We start from the raw sequence: 18,798 nt of genomic DNA, 5'->3' as shown, positions 1-18,798 counted from the left end.
CTGACCTGTTCCGTCGCCGACCCGTTTCTCGGGCACCCTCCTTTGTCGCGCCTCCTTCCGAAACGGAAACGAATTCGGGGGAATTCGACATGGCACGATTCAACACCCGGGCCGCCAAGGCGCAGCCGGCGTCGCGCGTGACGTCGACCGGCCGCGTGCTGCGTACGTACGAGGGCGGCCGGGGCCGCGAGCGGGAGCCGCGCTCCGAGCTTTTTCTGCTCGCAGTCTCCAACTTCGTGACCCAGCAGACCTTCTACGAGAGCGGCGACGCTCGTGACGACCGGTTCGCGAAGCTCGTGCGCGAACTCGCCGTGACCGACCCGTCCTGGACGGCCGGGCTGCTCGGCTGGCTGCGCGGTGAGGGAAACCTGCGGACCGCGTCGATCGTGGGCGCCGCCGAGTACGTCAAGGCCCGCCTGGACGCCGGCGCGACCGACGGCCCGTCGAACCGGCAGGTCGTGGACTCCGTGCTGCGGCGCCCCGACGAGCCCGGCGAACTGCTCGCCTACTGGACCGCGATGTACGGCCGCAACGTCCCGAAGCCGGTCAAGCGCGGTGTCGCCGACGCCGTGCGCCGGCTCTACGGCGGCAAGGCCCTGCTGAAGTACGACACCGCGTCCAAGGGCTACCGCTTCGGCGACATCCTCAACCTGGTGCACGCGGCCCCCGACCCGGACAAGCCGTGGCAGGGCGAACTGTTCCGGTACGCCCTCGACCGCCGGCACAACCCGGACACCGCGGTGCCGCCCGCCTCGAACCGTGTCCTCACCGCGCACCGCGAACTGATGGCGCTGCCCGTCGAGGAGCGGCGCGCGGTCGTCACGGCACCCGACGGGGCCGAGCGGCTCGCCGCCGCGGGCATCACCTGGGAGGCGCTGGCGGGCTGGCTGCAGGGGCCGATGGACAAGGCGGCCTGGGAGGCCGTGATCCCGTCCATGGGCACGATGGCCCTCGTGAGGAACCTGCGGAACTTCGACGAGGCAGGGGTGTCCGACGAGGCCGCCGCGCGGGTCGCCGCCCGCATCGCCGACCCGGCGGAGGTCGCGCGGTCGCGGCAGTTCCCCTTCCGCTACCTCGCCGCGTACCGGCACGCGCCGTCGCTGCGCTGGTCGTACCCGCTGGAGCAGGCGCTCGGCCACTCGCTGGCCAACGTGCCCGCGCTGCCCGGCCGCACCCTGGTGCTCGTCGACCGCTCGGGCTCGATGTTCTACTCGCGGATGTCGGACCGCTCCGAGCTCACCCGCGCGGACGCGGCGGCGGTCTTCGGCACGGCGCTCGCGCTGCGGGCGGAGAAGGCGGACCTCGTCGAGTTCGGCTCGACGAGCAGGCCGGTGCCGTTCCGCCGGGGCGAGTCGGTGCTGAAGATCCTCGGCCGGTTCGGCGACCTCGGCGGCACCGACACCACCGAGGCGGTGCGCCGGCACTACGAGCGGCACGACCGCGTGCTGATCGTCACCGACGAGCAGTACGCCCACAACCACCACGGCGACCCGACCGAGCAGGTCCCGGCCGATGTGCCGGTCTACACCTGGAACCTCGCCGGATACCGCGCGGGCCACGGCCCGTCGGGCACGGCGAACCGGCACACCTTCGGTGGCCTCTCGGACGCGGCTTTCCGCATGGTTTCGCTGCTCGAGGCCGGCCGGGACGCCGACTGGCCGTGGGCCGCGTGAAGGGCTGCTCAGGTCCGGGACCCTCCCCGTTCCCCGCTCGATAGGGTACGGGGAGGGTTCCGGGGTGAGGAGTGGGTGATGGCGCAGGTCAGGTCCATGCGCGCGGACGCCCGCCGCAATCGCGAACTGCTGCTGGAGGCCGCGGTGGAGGCGTTCGCCGCGCACGGTGAGGGCGCCTCGCTCGACGACATCGCCAAGCGGGCGGGCGTCGGGTCCGGCACGCTCTACCGGCACTTCCCGACCCGTCAGGCGCTGCTGGAGGCCGCGTACGTCGACCGCATCGAGTCGATCGCGGCACGGGCCGGCGAACTGGCCGGCCGGCTGCCGCCGGGTGAGGCACTGGTGGAGTGGCTGAACGAACTCGGCGCCGGGATGCTCCGGATCCGGGGGCTGCGGGCGCTGCTGGGCGCCGCCGTAGGGGACGGCGGAACGGAGTGCTGCGATCCGCTGAAGAGCGCGGTGTCCCGGCTGGTCGGGGCGGCACGGGAGGCGGGCGTGCTGCGGCGCGACGTCGAGCCCGTCGATGTGCTGCGGCTGGCCCACGGCGTGGCGACGGCCTCGGAGCTGGCGGGCGGGGAGGGCACGCAGATCCGCCGCTATCTGGGGTTGCTGATGGAAGGGCTACGGGCGTAGCCGTCGTCCTGGCGCCCCCGGTCCGGGGGCGCCTGACGGGGCGGGCGCGTGGTTACAGTGACTGGCCGGCCGGCTTCACCATCCCCCGTACCGTGCGGGACTTCACGAAGTCGCCCATCGCGGTCATCTCCCACTCGCCGGAGAACTGGCGGATCAGCTTCGCCATCATCACGCCCGTCTGCGGTTCGGCGCTCGTGAGGTCGAAGCGGACCAGTTCCTCGCCCGTGGTGGCGTCCAGCAGGCGGCAGTACGCCTTGGCGACCTCGGTGAACTTCTGGCCGGAGAAGGAGTTGACCGTGAAGACCAGGCCGGAGACCTCCTGGGGGAGGCGTCCGAGGTCCACGGTGATGACCTCGTCGTCCCCGCCGCCCTCGCCGGTGAGGTTGTCACCGGAGTGCTTGATCGCGCCGTTCACGATCTGCAGCTTGCCGAAGTAGCAGCTGTCGATGTGGTTGCGCTGCGGGCCGTAGGCGATGACCGAGGCGTCCAGGTCGATGTCCTTGCCGCGGTAGGCCGGCTCCCAGCCGAGTCCCATCTTGACCTGGGACAGCAGTGGTTGGCCGCCCTTCATCAGGGAGACGGTCTGGTTCTTCTGGAGGCTGACCCGGCCCTTGTCGAGGTTGATCTTCCCGGTGCCGGGGGCGGCGGCGGGCGGGGCCGGGGGTGTGGCGGGGGCAGGGGGTGCGGCGGCGGGCATGGGGGGTGCCTGCGGGGTGACCGGCTGGGCGGCGGGCGCGGCGGGTTCCTCGACCGTGACGCCGAAGTCGGTGGCGATGCCGGCCAGGCCGTTGGCGTAGCCCTGGCCGACCGCGCGGGCCTTCCAGGCACCGTTGCGCAGATAGACCTCGACGATCACCAGCGCCGTCTCGGTGCCGAGGCTCGGGGGTGTGAAGGTGGCCAGGACCGCGTTGTCGTCCGCGTTGCGGATGGTGGCGGTCGGTTCGATGCCCTGGAAGGACTGGCCGGTGGCGTCGGGGCTGGCGGTGACGACGATCTTCTCGATGCCGGGCGGGACGGCGGTGGTGTCGACCGTGATGGCGTCGGGGGCGGTGCCGCCGCCGGAGCGGTAGGTCACGCCGGGGCCGGCGGGCTGGTTGTAGAAGATGAAGTCGTCGTCGGAGCGCACCTTGCCGTCGGCGGTGAGCAGCAGGCCCGAAACGTCGAGCCGCACGGGCGCGGAGACGTCCACCGTCACTCGGGCGGTGGGGAGAGGGATGTTCGAGCCTGGGGTCATAGCTGTCATGCCGGGTGAACGAGCGAGGGCGTTTTACCGTTCCCTTACCTGTGGCCCGTTTGGCGCAGTCGGCTCTCGGCCGGGCTCAGCGGCGGTTGCGGGGGTGGTTCCGGGCGGTTCGTTCGTTGCCGCGCTTGTAGTTCCCCGTCCAGCGGGCCATGACGAGCTGAGGGACGGAGGCGGTGGTGACCTCGGTGAGGAAGCGGGTGGCCCGGTCGCCGTGGAGGGTGGTTGCGGGGCGGTTGTGATGGGTGATGTGGACGGTGCCGGTGGCATGGGCTTCGTAGGCGAAGCCGCTCGGTCTGGGCATGCCCGGATGGTACGGGGGCCGGGGCGGCCCAGGGGTTTTCCGCCCCCGCCGCCCCGTCCCCAAGGGCTCCGCCCCGGACCCCGGCCGGTGCTCACCCACCACCCGGCCCGGTGGGCCGAGAGGTCAGGGGACCACCACGATCTTCCGGCCCACGCCCGCCGCGAACTGCTCCAGGGCCTGCGGGTAGCGGTCCAGTTCGATGCGGTCGCTGATGAAGACGTCCGGGTCCAGGACGCCCCCGGCGAACAGCTCCGCCGCCCGCTCGTAGCTGTGCAGCACGGCCATCGAACCCGTGATGGTGATCTCCTGGTTGTAGATCCGGTACGGATCGATCTGCACGCGCGTCGCGTAGTCGGCCACCCCGAACTGGAGGAATGTCCCCGCCTTGGCGACCCGGTCCAGCCCGTCCTGGATCGCCGCCGCGTTCCCCGTCGCGTCGATGACGAGGTCCCACCCCTGGGGCCGGTCCAGCTCGTCCGGCGATGCCGCCGACGCGGAGACTCCCAGTGCCCGCGCCGTCTCCAGCCGCGCCGGATTCAGATCCACCATGTCCACGCTCGCCGCACCGGTCCGCTTCGCCAGCTCCAGCATCATCAGGCCCATGGTCCCGGACCCGTAGATCAGGACGTGAGCGCCGAGACGGGACCGGAGCACGTCGTAGCCGCGCACCGCGCACGACAGTGGCTCGATCAGCGCCGCGTCCTGGGTGCGGACGTGCTCGGGCAGCTTCACGCAGTTCGCCACCGGTGCCATCGCGTACTGCGCCGCGCCGCCCGCCGTGGTGACGCCGATCGCCGCCCAGCGCTCGCAGAGGTTGTTGTGGCCGTTACGGCAGTAGCGGCACTCGTAGCAGTACAGGGAGGGGTCCACCGCGACCCGGTCGCCGAGCGACACCTCCGTGACCTGCGAGCCGATTTCGACCACCTCGCCGGCGAACTCGTGTCCCGGCACGATCGGCAGCTTGGGCGCGAACTCGCCCTGCAGGATGTGCAGGTCCGTGCCGCACAGCCCGCACGCGGCGACCTCGACGACGACGTCGCGCGGCCCTGGCGTCGGGTCCGGGACCTCGGCGACGACGGCCTTGCCCACGGATTCGATGACGGCGGCCTTCATTTCACGGCTCCCAACGACAGGCCCTGGACGAGTTTGTCCTGGGCGGCGAACCCCGCGGCGAGCACCGGCAGGGAGACGACGAGCGACGCGGCGCACACCTTGGCAAGGAACAGGCCCTGGCTGGTGATGAAGCCGGTCAGGAAGACGGGGGCGGTCTCGGCGACCACACCCGTGAGGACCCGGGCGAACAGCAGTTCGTTCCAGCTGAAGATGAAACAGATGAGGGAGGTCGCGGCGATGCCGGGGAGGGCGATCGGCGCGACCACCCGTACCAGGATCGTGGGCAGTCTCGCGCCGTCCACCCGGGCCGCCTCGATGATCGCGACCGGGACCTCGGCCAGGAAGGACTGCATCATCCAGACCGCGATCGGCAGGTTCATGGAGGTGTAGAGGATGACCAGCAGCCAGACGTTGTCCAGCATCCCGGCGTTCTTGGCGAACAGGTAGATCGGCAGCAGGCCCGCCACCACCGGCAGCATCTTGGTCGAGAGGAAGAAGAACAGGACGTCCGTCCACTTCTTCACCGGGCGGATGGAGAGGGCGTACGCGGCGGGCAGCGCCAGGACCAGGACGAACAGGGTCGACACGATCGACGCCACCGCCGAGTTGACCAGCGCGGGCCAGGGGCTGGCGCCACCGCCCGCGCCGAAGAACTCGCGGTAGCCGTCCAGGGTGAGGGCGGCCCCGAAGGACGGCGGGTTGGTGGCCGCGTCCGCCTCGGAGTGGAAGGACGTCAGGGCCATCCAGGCGATGGGCAGGAAGAACACGATCCCGGCCAGCCAGGCGGCCAGGCCGAGACCCGCTCCGCCGCGGAACCGGGCGCGGGTGCGTACGGCGATGCTGCTCATGCGCGGGAGACCTCCTCGCGGAACAGGGACGACACCACGCGCAGGGCGAAGGTCGCGATGATGATGGAGCCGATGACGACCAGGACGCCGGCGGCCGAGGCGAGGCCGTTCTCGTGGGCCTGGTAGAAGGTCTGGTAGACGGTGTAGGGCAGGTTGGCGGTGCCCAGGCCGCCGGACGTGATGGTGAAGACCGCGTCGAAGTTCTGCACGATGTAGATCGAGCCGAGCAGGGCGCCCAGTTCGAGGTAGCGGCGCAGGTGGGGCAGGGTGAGGTGGACGAAGATCTGCCAGTCGCTCGCACCGTCGACGCGGGCGGCCTCGATCTGCTGCTGGTCCCGGCTCTGCAGTCCGGCGAGCAGGATCAGCATCATGAACGGGGTCCACTGCCAGACCAGTGAGGCCTCGACGGCGAGCAGCGGGGTGTCCGAGATCCAGTCGGGCTGCGGGCCGCCGACGTAGTGCAGCAGGCCGTTGAGGAGTCCGTACTCGGGGTTGTAGAGGACGTGTTTCCACAGCAGGGCCGCCGCCACCGGGACCACCAGGAACGGGGCGATGAGCAGGGTGCGGACGATGCCCCGGCCGCGGAACCTCCGGTCCAGCAGGAGGGCGAGGAGCAGTCCGAGGACCAGGCTGGCCAGGACGACCGCCACGGTGAGCAGGATCGTCGTCCAGACGGACTTGCGCAGGGCGGCGTCGGTGAGCACCTCCTGGTAGTTCTCGAAGCCCGCGAAGCTGCGGGCGTCGGGGTAGAGGGAGTTCCAGTCGAAGAAGGAGATCACCAGCGTCGCCACGAAGGGCAGCTGGGTCACCACGATCATGAAGATCAGGGCGGGCAGCAGTGGGGCGCGGGTGGCCCAGGCGCGCAGCCGGGCGGAGGGCCGGCGAGGTGCGGAGCGTGTCTCGGGTGCGGCCACGGGGGCCGTTGTCGTGGCGGTCATCGTCCCTCGTACTCCTCGGCGATCTCTTCTGCGAGCTGCTGGGATTTCTTCAGGGCCGACTCGACGGACTGGCGTCCGGCGATGGCCGCGCTGATCTCCTGGGAGACCTTGGTGCCGAGATCGGTGAACTCGGGGATGCCGACGAACTGGATGCCGGGTGCCGGGCGGGGCTGGACACCGGGGTCGTCGGGCCGGGCCTGCTCGATGGCCTCCTTGGTCATCTCCTGGAACGCGGCGGCCTCGGCCCGGTAGTCCGGGTTGGCGTAGGTGGAGGCACGCTTGCCGGCCGGGACGTTGGACCAGCCGAACTCGTCGCCGACCAACTGCTCGTACTCCTTGCCGGAGGCCCAGGAGACGAACTTCCAGGCGTTGTCGGGGTTGCGGGAGGCGTCCTGGATGCCCCAGGCCCAGGTGTAGAGCCAGCCGGAGGACTCCGTCTTCTCGACCGGCGCCGGGGCGTAGCCGAGCTTGCCCTTCACGGGGGACTTGTCCGCCTCCAGGGCGCCGGCCGCGGAGGTGGCGTCGTACCACATGGCGACCTTGCTCTGGGTCATGTTGTTCAGGCACTCGGCGAAGCCGGCCTGGGGGGCGCCGGCCTCACCGTGCTCGCGGACCAGGCCGACGTAGAACTCGACGGCCTCCTTCCACTCGGGGGAGTCGAGGCGGGCCTTCCAGTCCTTGTCGAACCAGGTGCCGCCGAAGGTGTTGACCACGGTGGTCAGCGGGGCCATGACCTCGCCCCAGCCGGGCAGGCCGCGCAGACAGATGCCCTTCATGCCCGGTTCGGCGCCGTCGAGCTCGGCGGCGAGGTCGGCCACCTGCTGCCAGGTGGGCTTCGCGGGCATGGCCAGGCCCTCCTTCTCGAAGATGTCCTTGCGGTACATCAGGAAGGAGGACTCGCCGTAGAAGGGCTGGCCGTAGAGCTTGCCGTCGTCGCCGGTGAGGGACTGGCGCATCGGCCCCAGGACGTCCTGCTCGTCGTAGGCCCTGTCCTCGCCGACGTAGGAGTCCATCTCCTGCAGCCAGCCGTTGCGGGCGTAGATGGGGATCTCGTAGTTGGACAGCGTGGCCACGTCGTACTGGCCGGCCTGGTTGGCGAAGTCCTGGCTGATCTTGTCGCGGACGTCGTTCTCCGGCAGCACGGTGAAGTTGACCTCGATGCCGGTGTCCTCGGTGAAGTGGTCCTTGGTCAGCTTCTGCAGCTCGACCATCTGCGGGTTGTTGACCATCAGGACGTTGATGGAGTCACCGCCGGATCCGGCCCCGCCCGCTCCGACCCAGCAGCCGGAGAGCAGCGGGGCGAGCAGCGTCCCTGCGGCGACCGCGGCGAGTGTGGCTCGCGGCCTCCGCCGGCTCTGGGTTTGCATGGATCACTCCTCGACAAGGCGGACGTACAGGGACATAGCGGGCGTCGACCGGTAGGGGTCGGCCCGATGGGGGCGTGGAACGGTGTGCCGATGCGCTGGTCTGATCTGCTTCAGACCCGGATGACCTGCGGCCCCAGCAGGGAGTAGCGATGGGCCTCGGCCGCCGGGAGCAGGGTGCTCGTGACGATCGCCTCCAGCGCGCCGACCTCGGCGAACCGGCAGAAGCTGACCGCGCCGAACTTGGTGTGGACGCCGGCGAACACCACCCGGCGGGATGCCCGGACCGCCTGCGCCTTGACCTCGCCGACCGCCGGGTCGGGCGTGGTCAGACCGTGTTCGCGGGAGATCCCGTTGGCGCCGATGAACGCCAGGTCGATGACGAAACCGGAGAGCATCCTCGTCGTCCAGTGGTCGACGGTGGCGAGGGTTCCGGAACGGACCCGGCCGCCGAGCAGCAGGACGGACGCGGTGCCGGTCTCCGCGAGCGCGCCCGCGACCGGCAGGGAGGCGGTGACCACGGTGAGCGGCCGGTCGGTGGGCAGGGCCTCGGCGATGAGCTGCGGGGTGAAGCCCTCGTCGACGAAGACCGTCTCGGCGTCCCCGAGCAGCTCGGCCGCCGCGGTCGCGACCCTGCGCTTCTCGGGCACGTGGCTGGTGGCGCGGAAGGCGAGCGTCGTCTCGAAGCCGGCGCTCTCCACCGGATAGGCGCCGCCGTGGGTGCGGCGCACCAGACCGTGGTCCTCCAGGGCGCGCAGATCCCGCCGTACGGTCTCCTTGGCCACGCCCAGTTCGGCGGCGAGCGCGGTGACGTCGACCGAACCGGTGGTGCGCGCCACCCGTACGATCTCCCGCTGGCGCTCTTCGGCCGTCCTGTTGTTCATGGCCGGACACCCGCTTCCTGATCTCGCTGCCCGTTCGGGCCCGGTGGGGCCCATGCAGGAAGTTCTACAGCGGGCTTTCGCTGCTGACCAGGTCTGTTGCGGGTCCGTTCCTGCCCGGTTGTGCCCGTTCGGCTCGGGTCGTGCCCGGCTCGGACCTGGGAGGGGGCGGGGGAGCGGGTGGGAGCGGGCAGCGCGGATGCCCGCATGCGGCGGCGGGCGGGCCCGTTCGGTGCCCGCCCGCCGTCGTATGCGTCGATTTCCCGTCTGTTCCCGTCCGGGTCCCGCCGTCAGTACGGCCAGATGGGCGGGTCGGTGACGAAGTGGCCGCCCAGACGGGCGTGCGCCGGGTCGTCCGGGTCCAGTTCGCCCTGCTCGGCGATCAGTTTCTCGGCGTACGGCTCGGAGTCGTCCTGCGGGTCGTAGCCGAGCGCCCGCGCGGAGGTGAGGTCCCACCACAGCCGGGTGTTGGCGGAGGAGCCGTGGACGACGGTGTGGCCGACGTTCTCGGCGGTCAGGGCGGCGTGGAGGAGACGGGCGCCGTCGGCGGGGCTCATCCACACCGAGAGCATGCGCACGCTGGTCGGCTCGGGGAAGCAGGAGCCGATGCGCACGGAGACGGTCTCGATGCCGTGCTTGTCCCAGTAGAGCTGGGCGAGGTCCTCGCCGAAGCACTTGGACAGGCCGTAGAAGGTGTCCGGGCGGCGCGGGGTGTCGACCGGGATGAGGGGGTCGTCGCCCCGCGGACGCGGGGTGTAGCCGACGGCGTGGTTGGAGGAGGCGAAGACGATGCGGCCGACGCCCTCCTCGCGGGCGGCCTCGTACAGGTTGTACGTGCCCTCGATGTTGGCCTTCAGGATCTTCTCGAACGGGGCTTCCAGGGAGATGCCGGCGAGGTGGATGATCGCGTCGACACCGCGGACCGCCTCGCGCACGGCGTCCTGGTCGGCGAGGTCCGCGACGATCGCGTCCGGTTCGCCGTCGATGGGGCGCAGGTCGAGCAGGCGCAGGTCGTAGCCGTGGTCCGGGAGCAGGCCCCGCATCAGCGTGCCGAGGCCGCCGGCGGCGCCGGTGAGCAGAACGGTGCGGGGAGCGGGCATCCTCGGGTCTCCTTGCATCGTCGGCCGTGTCGCCCGTACTCATGAGTTCATACATATGGGCGCACTGCATTCATATTCGTGGACACGCTAAGGAGGCGGGGTGCGGCGCGTCAAGTATTCCGCGACTTCCTGTGGAACGGAAGAATCCGCTGGTGTGTGGCGGGGTGCAGTGCTTGACCGGGGTCCCCGGGGCGTCTTAGCGTGAACATGTTCAGGAATATGGACGTGAATCAGGAATATGGACCAGGGAGAGCTTGTGACGTCAGCCCCTCTCGCCGCCCGACTCGGTGTCCCCAGCGGGCCGCTGTTCTTCCCGGTCACCGCCTACGGACCCGACGGCTCCGTCGACCTCGACACCTACCGCCTCCATGTGCGGCGCGGGGTGGAGGCCGGGGCCGCCGCCGTGTTCGCCTGCTGCGGTACCGGTGAGTTCCACGCGCTGACGCCGGAGGAGTTCGAGCTGTGCGTGACGGCCGCCGTGGAGGCCGCCGAGGGGCGCGTCCCGGTCGTCGCGGGCGCCGGCTACGGCACCGCGCTCGCGGTCCGCTACGCCCGCCTCGCCGAGCGCGCCGGGGCCGACGGGCTGCTCGCGATGCCGCCGTACCTGGTGCGGGCCGCGCAGGAGGGACTGCTGCGGCACTACCGGCAGGTGGCCGCCGCGACCTCCCTGCCGGTCATCGTCTACCAGCGCGACAACGCAGTCTTCACCCCCGGGAGCGTCGTCGAACTGGCCCGCACCGAAGGGATCGTCGGCTTCAAGGACGGCCTCGGCGACCTCGACCTGATGCAGCGGATCGTCAGCGCCGTACGCACCGAAGGCCCCGCCGACTTCCTGTACTTCAACGGACTGCCGACCGCCGAACTGACCCAGCCCGCCTACGGCGGCATCGGCGTCACCCTCTACTCGTCCGCGGTGTTCTGCTTCGCGCCCGAGGTCGCCCTCGCCTGCCACACCGCCTTCCGCACCGGCGACACGGCCACCGCGCACCACCTGATCGACGGCTTCTACCGGCCGTTCGTCGAACTGCGCGACCGGGGCAGCGGCTACGCCGTCTCCCTCGTCAAGGCCGGGGTACGCCTGCGCGGACTGGACGTGGGGGAGGTGCGGCCGCCGCTGCACGAACCGGCCGGGGACCATGTCAAGCAGCTCGCTCAGCTGATCGAGCGGGGACACGCACTGCTGGAGGAGAGCCAGTGAAGACGTCGGCGTTCGTCTACCCCTGGGACGTCAACGGGGACCCGGAGGCACCCGCGCGGATCGCCGCGCTCGGCACGGCGCAGGTGACGCTCGCCTCCGCCTACCACTCCACCCGCGCGCTGACCCCGCGCCACCCGCGCCACCGCGTCGTCACCGCGGAACACGCGGCCGTGCTGTACCCGATGGGGGACCGCTGGTCCGGCCGCGCCCTGCGCCCGTACCCGGCCGGGGACTGGGCGCCCGGGGACGCCTTCGGCGAGGCCGCCGCCGCGCTCACGGACGCGGGCCTTCAGGTGCACACCTGGGTGGTACTCGCGCACAACTCCCGCCTCGGTGCGGAACATCCGGACACGTCGGTGGTCAACGCCTACGGCGACCGTTACCCCTGGGCGCCGTGCATCGCCCAGCCCGCCACGCGCGCGTACCTGACCGACCTGGCCGCCGAGGCGGCGGTACGGCCCGGGGCGCGCGGCACCGAGCTGGAGTCCCTCGGCTGGTACGGGCTGGCCCATCTGCACGCCCACGACAAGATCGCCGGGGTCGGCCTCGGGGACGCCGGGCAGTACCTGATGTCCCTGTGCTTCTGCCCGTCCTGCCGCGAGGGCTACGGGACCCAGGGCCTGGACGCCGGCGAACTCGCCGCCGCCGTACGCGCCGCGCTGGAACCGGTGTGGCGGGGGGCGCCCTCCGACGGGGGCTGGGCGGGCGTCGAGAAGCTCCTCGGCGGGACACCGGCGAACGCCACGCGCGCGTGGCGCGACGAAACGGCCCGCACGCTGCAGGAGGCCGCGGTCGCCGCCGTACGGCAGGCCGCTCCCGAGGGCTTCCAGGTCCTCCTGCACGCGGACCCGGTCCCGTACCACTGCGGCGCCAACGCCGGCGTCGACCCGGCCCACATCCTCTCCGTCGCCGACGGAGTGGTCGTGCCCTGCACCGGAGGCTCCGGCCTGCTGACACCGTTCGCGCGGGAGGCCGGCGCGGACACCGTCCTCGCCGCCAACCTCACCGTCGTCTCCGGCATGGGTGGCAGTCCCGGCACCCTCGCGGCGGACGCGGCGGAGGCCCGCCGCCTGGGCGCGACGGAACTGCGCCTCTACCACGCGGGGCTGGCGTCGGACGGGGACCTGGCGGCGGTGCGCTCGGCGTTGGCCGGTATCTGACACGGCGCGCCCGCCGCTCACCGCGCCCGCGTACGGGGTCGGTGTCACACGGGGCCGGTGTCGGACGGTGGTCCTGAGGTGAGGGGGCCGGCGGCCGCCGGGTGCCCGAGCAGTGTCGCCGCCGTCGCCGTCAGGGCGCAGCCCAGGGCGACCAGCAGCAGCCGGTGGTCGAGGAGTCCGACCAGGGCCGCGCCCGATGCCAGGCCGAGGACGTTCGGCGTGAACACCAGGGTGTCGGCGGTGGCGGTGACCCGGCCCAGCAGCGGTGGCGGGGTCTCGTGCTGCACCGCGGTCAGCGTGGCGATCAGTACGGCGGACAGGCCCGCGCCGATCGCCGCGCTGCACACCCACGCCAGCGGGTCGTCCGGCACCGCGCGCAGCGCCACCCCCGCGGCCAGCACGGTGATGCCGCACGCGGCGAAGCGCCGTTCGCCGAAACGGCGCAGGGCCGGGCCGGAGAACAGGCCGACCGCCACCGACCCCGCACCCTGGACGGCGTACAGCACACCGGCGTACGCGGGGGAGTGACCGAGGGCGTCGACCACGGCGTGGACCAGCGCCCCGTTCAGGCCCGCGCACAGCATCGTGGCGCCGCCTGCCGACACGAGTGGGCGCAGCACTGGATGAGACCACAGATGACGCACACCCTCGGCCGTCCGCTCCCGGCGGCTGCCCGTCGGGGGCGCCGGTCGGTCCTCCCGTACCCGCAGGAACACGTACACCACCGTGGCCAGCAGGAAGGTGACCGAGTCCAGGACGGCGACGGCCGCCCCGCCGTACGCCGCGTACAGGCCCGCGCCCGCCAGCGGGGCCAGCAGTTTCATGCCCTCGCCGGCGGTCATCCGCAGGCCGTTGAAGTCGCCGAGCAGGGAGCGGTCCACGGCGGTGGCGATCAGTGCCGACTCGGCCGCGTCGTGGACGACACCCGTCGCGCCGTACACGAGCAGCACCGCGTACAGCAGCCACAGCCCGCGCGGCGAGCCGACGGTGCAGAGGGTGGGCAACAGCACCGCCATGAGCAGGCTCGCGGCGATCAGCAGCGGCCTGCGGCGGAACCGGTCGGCCAGGGTGCCCAGCAGCGGGCCGGCCAGGGTGGGCACCCACATCGCCAGCATGCACAGGGCCGCGAGGCCGTCCGAGCCGGTGAGGTCCTTCACCCACACCCCCGAGGCCAGCCACAGCGCGGAGGTGCCGAAGCCGGAGATCACCACCCCGGCGAGACAGAGGCCCGCGTTGCGGTCCCGCACCACGCGGGCCGCCGTCCATGTCGTCGTCATACCCGGTCATCGTGGGCCTAAGGACCGTCGTCGGGGATCGGGCAGGTGCCCTGGACACGGGACGGCCGAGCGATGAGTTCCGCGGTCGGCATAGGTCTACCTCCCAGGAACATCCTCAGGAGGAGCACTCGATGACCGACCCCACGCTCGACCTCGGACCGCAGACCAGGATCGTGGCGCGCCTCGCCGAGGCCGTCACCGACGAGCGGCTGGCGGACGGGACACCCTGCCCGCAGTACGCCGTACGCAACATGCTGGGCCACCTGCTCGGACTGACCGTCGCCTTCCGGGACGCGGGCCGCAAGAAGCTGGGCGTCACCACCGACACCAGCCCGGAGGCCGCGCTGCCGGACATCGGGCCCGGTTGGCGAGAGGAGCTGCCCAAGGTGCTCGACGAGCTCGCCGAGGTCTGGCGGGACCCGGCGGCCTGGACCGGCATGACCCGCGCGGGCGGCGTCGACCTGCCGGGCGCGGTCGCCGGTGCCGTCGTCACCGACGAACTGGTGATCCACGGCTGGGACCTGGCCCGCGCGACCGGCCGGCCGTACACGCCCGACCCCGCCGCGCTGGAGGCCGCGCACGCCTTCCTCCTGGCCGCCGTCGAGGAGCCCGGCCGGGGCGGCGGAATCTTCGGCCCCGTCGTCCCCGTCCCGCCCGGCGCCCCGCTCCTGGACCGGACGATCGGGCTGAGCGGCCGGGCCCCGGACTGGACACGGCCCGTGTGAAGCCGGCGCGAGGGCCGGGGAGCGCCCCTTAGCCTCCCCGCATGACTTCCGGTCCCACCCTCACCATCCTCGGCACCGCCTCCCCGCGTCCCGGCCCGGACCGTCCCAGCTCCGGGTACCTCCTGCGCGGCGGGGGCGCCGAGGTGTGGGTCGACGCGGGATTCGGGACGTTCGCGGAGTTGCGGCGGCACACGGATCCGGCGCGCATCGACGCCGTGTGGATCTCCCATCCGCACGCCGATCTCCCCCGGTCCCGGCTTCGCTCGACCGGGCGGTGCCCCCATCGCCGACCTCCTCGCGGCCGTGTACGGCCTGGCGTACGGCGGGCTCACCCCGCCCGCGCCGATCCCCGTCCACGCGCCGGCCGGCCGCGCGCCGGGGGCACCTCCCACGCGTTGAGCAGTGGGGGAGGCTCGCCGGGTTCCCCGGGCGCCCCGACGCCGGTTTCCTCAGCGGCGTATTCGATTTCCAGCCGCTGCACGACGGGCAGACCGTCCGCGACGGCGGTCTCACCCTCACCCCCACCGCCGTCGTCCACGACGTCGAGGCCTACGGGCTGCGCGCCGAGTGCGCGGGACGCGTCCTCGCCCACTCCGGGGACAGCGGACCGTGCGCCGCCCTCACCGGGCTCGCCCGTGACGCCGACCTGTTCCTCTGCGAGACGGACATCGACGAGCATCGCGAAAGCGAACGGGTTCACCTGACACCCGAGGACGCCGGTGACACCGCCCGGCGGGCGGGCGTGCGCGAACTCCTCGTCACCCATGTCGGCCCCACGCTCACCCCCGAGGCCGCGACCGTCCGGGCCGCCTCCGCCTTCGGCGGATCCACCACCACCGCCCGGGAGGGTCGCACGTACGCCGTGTGAGGCAACGGCAAGTTCCTTTGTCAGAAGCATTGACGAAACTCCGGGCCGCTCCTACGGTCATCGGCGTCGTACTTCGTACGTCATATATGAGACGCGATACGCGAGATCCGATACGTGAGATCCGATACGCGAGATCCGAGAGGCGCGCATGACCTCTGTGCCCACGCCGATCCCCTCCCGCACGCAGTACGTGCTGGAGGAGATCAAACGCCGCATACTCACCGGCCGGTTCACACCGGGCCAGGCCCTGGTCGAGACCGACCTCGCCGCACAGTTCGGGGTGTCCAAGACCCCGGTGCGCGAGGCGCTCAAGACCCTGGCCGGCACCGGTCTGGTCGTGATGAGCCAGTACAAGGGCGTCACGGTGCGCATGGTCGACGCGGACATGGCACTCGCGGTCTACGACGTGCGGCTGCTCCTGGAACCGGAGGCACTCAAGCGCACCGTGCGCCGCGGCGCCTCCCTGGACGCCGCACGTGACGCGCTGACCCGAGCCGACGAGGCCGACGACACGGCCGAACGGTCCCTGGCCAACCGCGCGTTCCACCGCGCCCTCTACGTGCCCTGCGGCAACCCGCTGCTCGGCCGGATGCTCGACGAGGTCCGCGACCAGGCCGCCCTCGTCTCGGCCGTCGCCTGGGCCGCCGACCCCTCCTGGGAACGGGAGGCGAGCGAGCACCGCGAGATCCTGCGGCTCGCGCTCGACGGCGACGCGGACGGCGCGGCGCGCGCCCTGCACTCGCACATCGCGTCGTTCGTGCGACGGGCCTTCCCCGAAGTCGAAGCGGACTTCGGGGCGGCCCCGGAAGCCCAGAAAGAGGACGGTCAGGCATGACAACGACGTTCGAGACCCAGCGGGCGGCCCTGGCCGACGTGGTGGCGATCCCGGTGACCCCGTTCGCCGAGGACGGCTCCGTCGACCCAGGCACCTACCGGGCCCTGCTGCGTCGTCTCCTCGACGGTGGCATCACGACCCTCACCCCCAACGGCAACACCGGCGAGTTCTACGCCCTGACCCCCGACGAGCGCCGGCTGGTCACCGAGCTGACCGTCGAGGAGGCCGGCGCCCGCTCGGTGATCCTGGTCGGCGTGGGCCACGACGTGCCCACCGCCGTCGCCTCCGCACGGCACGCCCGTGAACTCGGCGCGCAGATGGTGATGGTGCACCAGCCCGTCCACCCCTATGTCTCCCAGAGCGGCTGGGTCGACTACCACCGCGCGATCGCCGAGGCCGTCCCCGAACTGGGCGTCGTCCCCTACATCCGCAACGCGCAGCTCACCGGCGCCCGGCTCGCCGAACTCGCCGACGCCTGCCCCAACGTGATCGGCGTGAAGTACGCCGTGCCGGACGCGTCGAAGTTCGCCGCCTTCTCCCGGGACGCGGGACTCGAACGGTTCGTGTGGGTCGCCGGTCTCGCCGAGCCGTACGCCCCCTCCTACTTCTCCGCCGGCGCCACCGGCTTCACCTCGGGCCTGGTCAACGTCGCCCCGTCCGTCTCGCTGAACATGATCGAGGCGCTGCGCTCCGGCGACTACCCGACCGCCATGAAGGTGTGGGAGCAGATCCGCCGCTTCGAGGAACTGCGTGCCGCCAACGGCTCCGCCAACAACGTCACCGTCGTCAAGGAGGCCCTCGCCTCCCTCGGCCTGTGCCGCCGCGAGGTCCGCCCGCCGAGCAGGCCGCTGCCCGAGAGCGAGCGAGCCGAGGTCGCCGCGATCGCCGCGGGGTGGTCCATATGAAGTCCCCCGAGCAGCTCCGCAGCCACCAGTGGTACGGCACCGACGGCCTGCGCTCCTTCAGTCACCGCGCCCGCACCCGCCAGCTCGGCTACCTGCCCGAGGAGCACCTGGGCAAGCCCGTCATCGCGATCCTCAACACCTGGTCCGACATCAACCCCTGCCACGTGCACCTGCGCGACCGCGCGCAGGCCGTCAAGCGGGGCGTCTGGCAGGCGGGCGGCTTCCCCCTCGAATTCCCGGTCTCCACCCTCAGCGAGACCTTCCAGAAGCCGACCCCCATGCTCTACCGCAACCTCCTCGCCATGGAGACCGAGGAACTGCTGCGGTCCTACCCGGTCGACGGCGCCGTACTGATGGGCGGCTGCGACAAGTCCACGCCCGCCCTGCTGATGGGCGCCGCCAGCGTCGACCTGCCGACGGTGTTCGTGCCGGCCGGGCCCATGCTGCCCGGGCACTGGCGCAACGAGGTGCTCGGTTCCGGCACCGACATGTGGAAGTACTGGGACGACAAGCGCGCCGGTGTCATCGGCGACTGCGAGATGCAGGAGCTGGAGAGCGGCCTGGCCCGCTCACCCGGCCACTGCATGACCATGGGTACGGCGTCCACGCTGACCGCCGCCGCCGAGGCCCTCGGCGTCACCGTCCCGGGGGCGTCCAGCATCCCGGCCGTCGACTCCGGGCACGACCGGATGGCCGCCAAGGCGGGCATGACGATCGTCGAGCTGGTCCACAAGGACCGCAAGCTGAGCGACATCCTCACCGCGGACGCCTTCGAGGACGCGGTGACGACCGTCCTCGGACTCGGCGGCTCCACCAACGCCGTCATCCACCTGATCGCCATGGCCGGACGCGCGGGGGTCAAGCTCACCCTCGACGACTTCGACCGCATCGCCCGCACCGTCCCGGTGCTGGCCAACGTGCGGCCCGGCGGACAGACGTACCTGATGGAGGACTTCCACTTCGCGGGCGGACTGCCCGGGTTCCTCTCCCGGATCCCGGACCTGCTCCACCTGGACCGTCCCACCGTCTCCCACGACACGATGCGCGAGCAGATCGCCGGCGCGCAGGTGCACGACGACGACGTCATCCGGCCCCGGGACAACCCGGTCGCGGACGAGGGCGGGGTCGCCGTACTGCGCGGCAACCTCTGCCCGGACGGCGCCGTCATCAAGCACGTCGCCGCCGAACCGCACCTGCTGAAGCACACCGGTTCCGCCGTCGTCTTCGACGACTACAAGCAGATGCAGCGGACCATCAACGACCCGGCGCTCGGCATCACCGCCGACAGCGTGCTGGTCCTGCGCAACGCCGGCCCCAAGGGCGGCCCGGGCATGCCCGAGTACGGGATGCTGCCGCTGCCCGACCACCTGCTCAAGCAGGGGGTGCGGGACATGGTGCGGATCTCCGACGCCCGGATGAGCGGGACGAGTTACGGCGCGTGCGTGCTGCACATCGCCCCCGAGTCGTATGTCGGCGGACCGCTGGCCCTGGTACGCACCGGGGACTCGATCACCCTCGACGTCGAGAACCGCACCCTCCGGCTCGACGTCGACGACGAGGAGCTGGCGCGGCGCCGGGCGCAGTGGACACCGCCGCCCGTGCGCTACGAGCGCGGCTACGGCGCGCTCTACAACGAGCAGATCACGCAGGCCGACACCGGCTGCGACTTCGAGTTCCTCGCCCGCCCGGGCACGGTCCAGGACCCGTACGCCGGCTGACCGGCCGCACGTCCCCGG

Annotated in this window: 17 protein-coding genes and 1 pseudogene; 9 read left to right on the top strand and 9 right to left on the bottom strand. The window is 71.8% G+C overall.

The genetic code is table 11. The annotated features are described in order from the left end of the window. Positions 1–89: 89 nt before the first annotated feature. On the top strand, positions 90–1,673 hold the full coding sequence (locus tag ACH4VX_RS07655; protein ID WP_398366440.1) for a TROVE domain-containing protein: 1,584 nt from the start codon (positions 90–92) through the stop codon (positions 1,671–1,673). Positions 1,674–1,751: 78 nt separating this feature from the next. Then, positions 1,752–2,306, top strand: coding sequence for a TetR/AcrR family transcriptional regulator (locus ACH4VX_RS07650; RefSeq protein WP_398366439.1), 555 nt, complete (start codon positions 1,752–1,754; stop codon positions 2,304–2,306). Positions 2,307–2,358: 52 nt separating this feature from the next. On the opposite strand, the gene ACH4VX_RS07645 is transcribed toward ACH4VX_RS07650, so the two are convergent. From ACH4VX_RS07645 to ACH4VX_RS07610, 8 genes are all read right to left on the bottom strand, one after another. Beyond that, positions 2,359–3,540, bottom strand: a complete 1,182-nt coding sequence (locus ACH4VX_RS07645) for a TerD family protein (RefSeq protein WP_398366438.1) — start codon at positions 3,538–3,540, stop codon at positions 2,359–2,361. An 85-nt stretch (positions 3,541–3,625) separates the two neighbouring features. Further along, on the bottom strand, positions 3,626–3,850 hold the full coding sequence (locus tag ACH4VX_RS07640; RefSeq protein ID WP_398366437.1) for a hypothetical protein: 225 nt from the start codon (positions 3,848–3,850) through the stop codon (positions 3,626–3,628). A 123-nt stretch (positions 3,851–3,973) separates the two neighbouring features. After that, positions 3,974–4,963 carry a zinc-dependent alcohol dehydrogenase family protein gene (locus ACH4VX_RS07635; RefSeq protein WP_398366436.1) on the bottom strand — a complete coding sequence of 330 codons (990 nt, stop codon included), beginning with the start codon at positions 4,961–4,963 and terminating at the stop codon, positions 3,974–3,976. Beyond that, positions 4,960–5,811: a carbohydrate ABC transporter permease gene (locus tag ACH4VX_RS07630; protein WP_398366435.1), complete on the bottom strand. Its 852-nt coding sequence runs from the start codon at positions 5,809–5,811 to the stop codon at positions 4,960–4,962. The genes ACH4VX_RS07635 and ACH4VX_RS07630 overlap by 4 nt, the downstream gene beginning before the upstream one ends. Continuing rightward, positions 5,808–6,749: a carbohydrate ABC transporter permease gene (locus tag ACH4VX_RS07625; RefSeq protein WP_398366434.1), complete on the bottom strand. Its 942-nt coding sequence runs from the start codon at positions 6,747–6,749 to the stop codon at positions 5,808–5,810. The genes ACH4VX_RS07630 and ACH4VX_RS07625 overlap by 4 nt, the downstream gene beginning before the upstream one ends. Continuing rightward, complete coding sequence (locus ACH4VX_RS07620) at positions 6,746–8,116, bottom strand: ABC transporter substrate-binding protein (RefSeq protein WP_398366433.1); 1,371 nt, start codon at positions 8,114–8,116, stop codon at positions 6,746–6,748. Before ACH4VX_RS07620 ends, ACH4VX_RS07625 begins: the two co-directional genes overlap by 4 nt. 110 nt (positions 8,117–8,226) lie before the next feature. Beyond that, a complete protein-coding gene (locus ACH4VX_RS07615; RefSeq protein WP_398366432.1) occupies positions 8,227–8,997 on the bottom strand; it encodes a DeoR/GlpR family DNA-binding transcription regulator in 771 nt (256 codons plus the stop codon). A gap of 287 nt (positions 8,998–9,284) precedes the next feature. Continuing rightward, a complete protein-coding gene (locus ACH4VX_RS07610; RefSeq protein ID WP_398366431.1) occupies positions 9,285–10,094 on the bottom strand; it encodes an NAD-dependent epimerase/dehydratase family protein in 810 nt (269 codons plus the stop codon). Between the two features lie 238 nt (positions 10,095–10,332). Here ACH4VX_RS07610 and ACH4VX_RS07605 point away from each other — a divergent pair, with 238 nt between their 5' ends. Beyond that, complete coding sequence (locus ACH4VX_RS07605) at positions 10,333–11,292, top strand: 5-dehydro-4-deoxyglucarate dehydratase (RefSeq protein ID WP_398366430.1); 960 nt, start codon at positions 10,333–10,335, stop codon at positions 11,290–11,292. Continuing rightward, positions 11,289–12,452, top strand: coding sequence for a hypothetical protein (locus tag ACH4VX_RS07600; protein WP_398366429.1), 1,164 nt, complete (start codon positions 11,289–11,291; stop codon positions 12,450–12,452). Before ACH4VX_RS07605 ends, ACH4VX_RS07600 begins: the two co-directional genes overlap by 4 nt. A gap of 44 nt (positions 12,453–12,496) precedes the next feature. Here ACH4VX_RS07600 and ACH4VX_RS07595 read toward each other — a convergent pair whose 3' ends face one another. Continuing rightward, entirely contained in the window at positions 12,497–13,729 is a 1,233-nt protein-coding gene (locus ACH4VX_RS07595; RefSeq protein ID WP_398366428.1) for an MFS transporter, read from the bottom strand. A 131-nt stretch (positions 13,730–13,860) separates the two neighbouring features. Between ACH4VX_RS07595 and ACH4VX_RS07590 the strand changes: the two genes are divergently transcribed. From ACH4VX_RS07590 to araD, 5 genes and pseudogenes are all read left to right on the top strand, one after another. Then, on the top strand, positions 13,861–14,454 hold the full coding sequence (locus ACH4VX_RS07590; RefSeq protein ID WP_398366427.1) for a TIGR03086 family metal-binding protein: 594 nt from the start codon (positions 13,861–13,863) through the stop codon (positions 14,452–14,454). A 41-nt stretch (positions 14,455–14,495) separates the two neighbouring features. Then, positions 14,496–15,322 (top strand): annotated as a pseudogene (locus tag ACH4VX_RS07585) (MBL fold metallo-hydrolase). Between the two features lie 148 nt (positions 15,323–15,470). Then, positions 15,471–16,157 (top strand): GntR family transcriptional regulator, encoded by a 687-nt coding sequence (locus ACH4VX_RS07580; RefSeq protein ID WP_398366426.1) that lies wholly within the window; start codon positions 15,471–15,473, stop codon positions 16,155–16,157. Continuing rightward, positions 16,154–17,062: a dihydrodipicolinate synthase family protein gene (locus ACH4VX_RS07575; RefSeq protein ID WP_398366425.1), complete on the top strand. Its 909-nt coding sequence runs from the start codon at positions 16,154–16,156 to the stop codon at positions 17,060–17,062. Before ACH4VX_RS07580 ends, ACH4VX_RS07575 begins: the two co-directional genes overlap by 4 nt. Further along, a complete protein-coding gene (gene araD, locus ACH4VX_RS07570) occupies positions 17,059–18,780 on the top strand; it encodes an L-arabinonate dehydratase (protein ID WP_398366424.1) in 1,722 nt (573 codons plus the stop codon). The genes ACH4VX_RS07575 and araD overlap by 4 nt, the downstream gene beginning before the upstream one ends. The last annotated feature ends 18 nt before the right edge of the window (positions 18,781–18,798 follow it).

Source organism: Streptomyces sp. NPDC020731 (assembly GCF_044334705.1).
In the GTDB taxonomy this organism is placed as follows: domain Bacteria; phylum Actinomycetota; class Actinomycetes; order Streptomycetales; family Streptomycetaceae; genus Streptomyces.
This window is presented reverse-complemented; position numbering and strand designations above follow the sequence as displayed.

What these genes read in the sequence shown, in the direction of transcription:
- ACH4VX_RS07635 (WP_398366436.1), bottom strand. Translation starts at nt 4,963, where the DNA reads ATGAAGGCCGCCGTCATCGAATCCGTGGGCAAGGCCGTCGTCGCCGAG.
- ACH4VX_RS07615 (WP_398366432.1), bottom strand. Translation starts at nt 8,997, where the DNA reads ATGAACAACAGGACGGCCGAAGAGCGCCAGCGGGAGATCGTACGGGTG.
- ACH4VX_RS07590 (WP_398366427.1), top strand. Translation starts at nt 13,861, where the DNA reads ATGACCGACCCCACGCTCGACCTCGGACCGCAGACCAGGATCGTGGCG.
- ACH4VX_RS07650 (WP_398366439.1), top strand. Translation starts at nt 1,752, where the DNA reads ATGGCGCAGGTCAGGTCCATGCGCGCGGACGCCCGCCGCAATCGCGAA.
- ACH4VX_RS07580 (WP_398366426.1), top strand. Translation starts at nt 15,471, where the DNA reads ATGACCTCTGTGCCCACGCCGATCCCCTCCCGCACGCAGTACGTGCTG.
- araD (WP_398366424.1), top strand. Translation starts at nt 17,059, where the DNA reads ATGAAGTCCCCCGAGCAGCTCCGCAGCCACCAGTGGTACGGCACCGAC.
- ACH4VX_RS07640 (WP_398366437.1), bottom strand. Translation starts at nt 3,850, where the DNA reads ATGCCCAGACCGAGCGGCTTCGCCTACGAAGCCCATGCCACCGGCACC.
- ACH4VX_RS07625 (WP_398366434.1), bottom strand. Translation starts at nt 6,749, where the DNA reads ATGACCGCCACGACAACGGCCCCCGTGGCCGCACCCGAGACACGCTCC.
- ACH4VX_RS07620 (WP_398366433.1), bottom strand. Translation starts at nt 8,116, where the DNA reads ATGCAAACCCAGAGCCGGCGGAGGCCGCGAGCCACACTCGCCGCGGTC.
- ACH4VX_RS07610 (WP_398366431.1), bottom strand. Translation starts at nt 10,094, where the DNA reads ATGCCCGCTCCCCGCACCGTTCTGCTCACCGGCGCCGCCGGCGGCCTC.
- ACH4VX_RS07655 (WP_398366440.1), top strand. Translation starts at nt 90, where the DNA reads ATGGCACGATTCAACACCCGGGCCGCCAAGGCGCAGCCGGCGTCGCGC.
- ACH4VX_RS07605 (WP_398366430.1), top strand. Translation starts at nt 10,333, where the DNA reads ATGGACCAGGGAGAGCTTGTGACGTCAGCCCCTCTCGCCGCCCGACTC.
- ACH4VX_RS07595 (WP_398366428.1), bottom strand. Translation starts at nt 13,729, where the DNA reads ATGACGACGACATGGACGGCGGCCCGCGTGGTGCGGGACCGCAACGCG.
- ACH4VX_RS07630 (WP_398366435.1), bottom strand. Translation starts at nt 5,811, where the DNA reads ATGAGCAGCATCGCCGTACGCACCCGCGCCCGGTTCCGCGGCGGAGCG.
- ACH4VX_RS07575 (WP_398366425.1), top strand. Translation starts at nt 16,154, where the DNA reads ATGACAACGACGTTCGAGACCCAGCGGGCGGCCCTGGCCGACGTGGTG.
- ACH4VX_RS07645 (WP_398366438.1), bottom strand. Translation starts at nt 3,540, where the DNA reads ATGACCCCAGGCTCGAACATCCCTCTCCCCACCGCCCGAGTGACGGTG.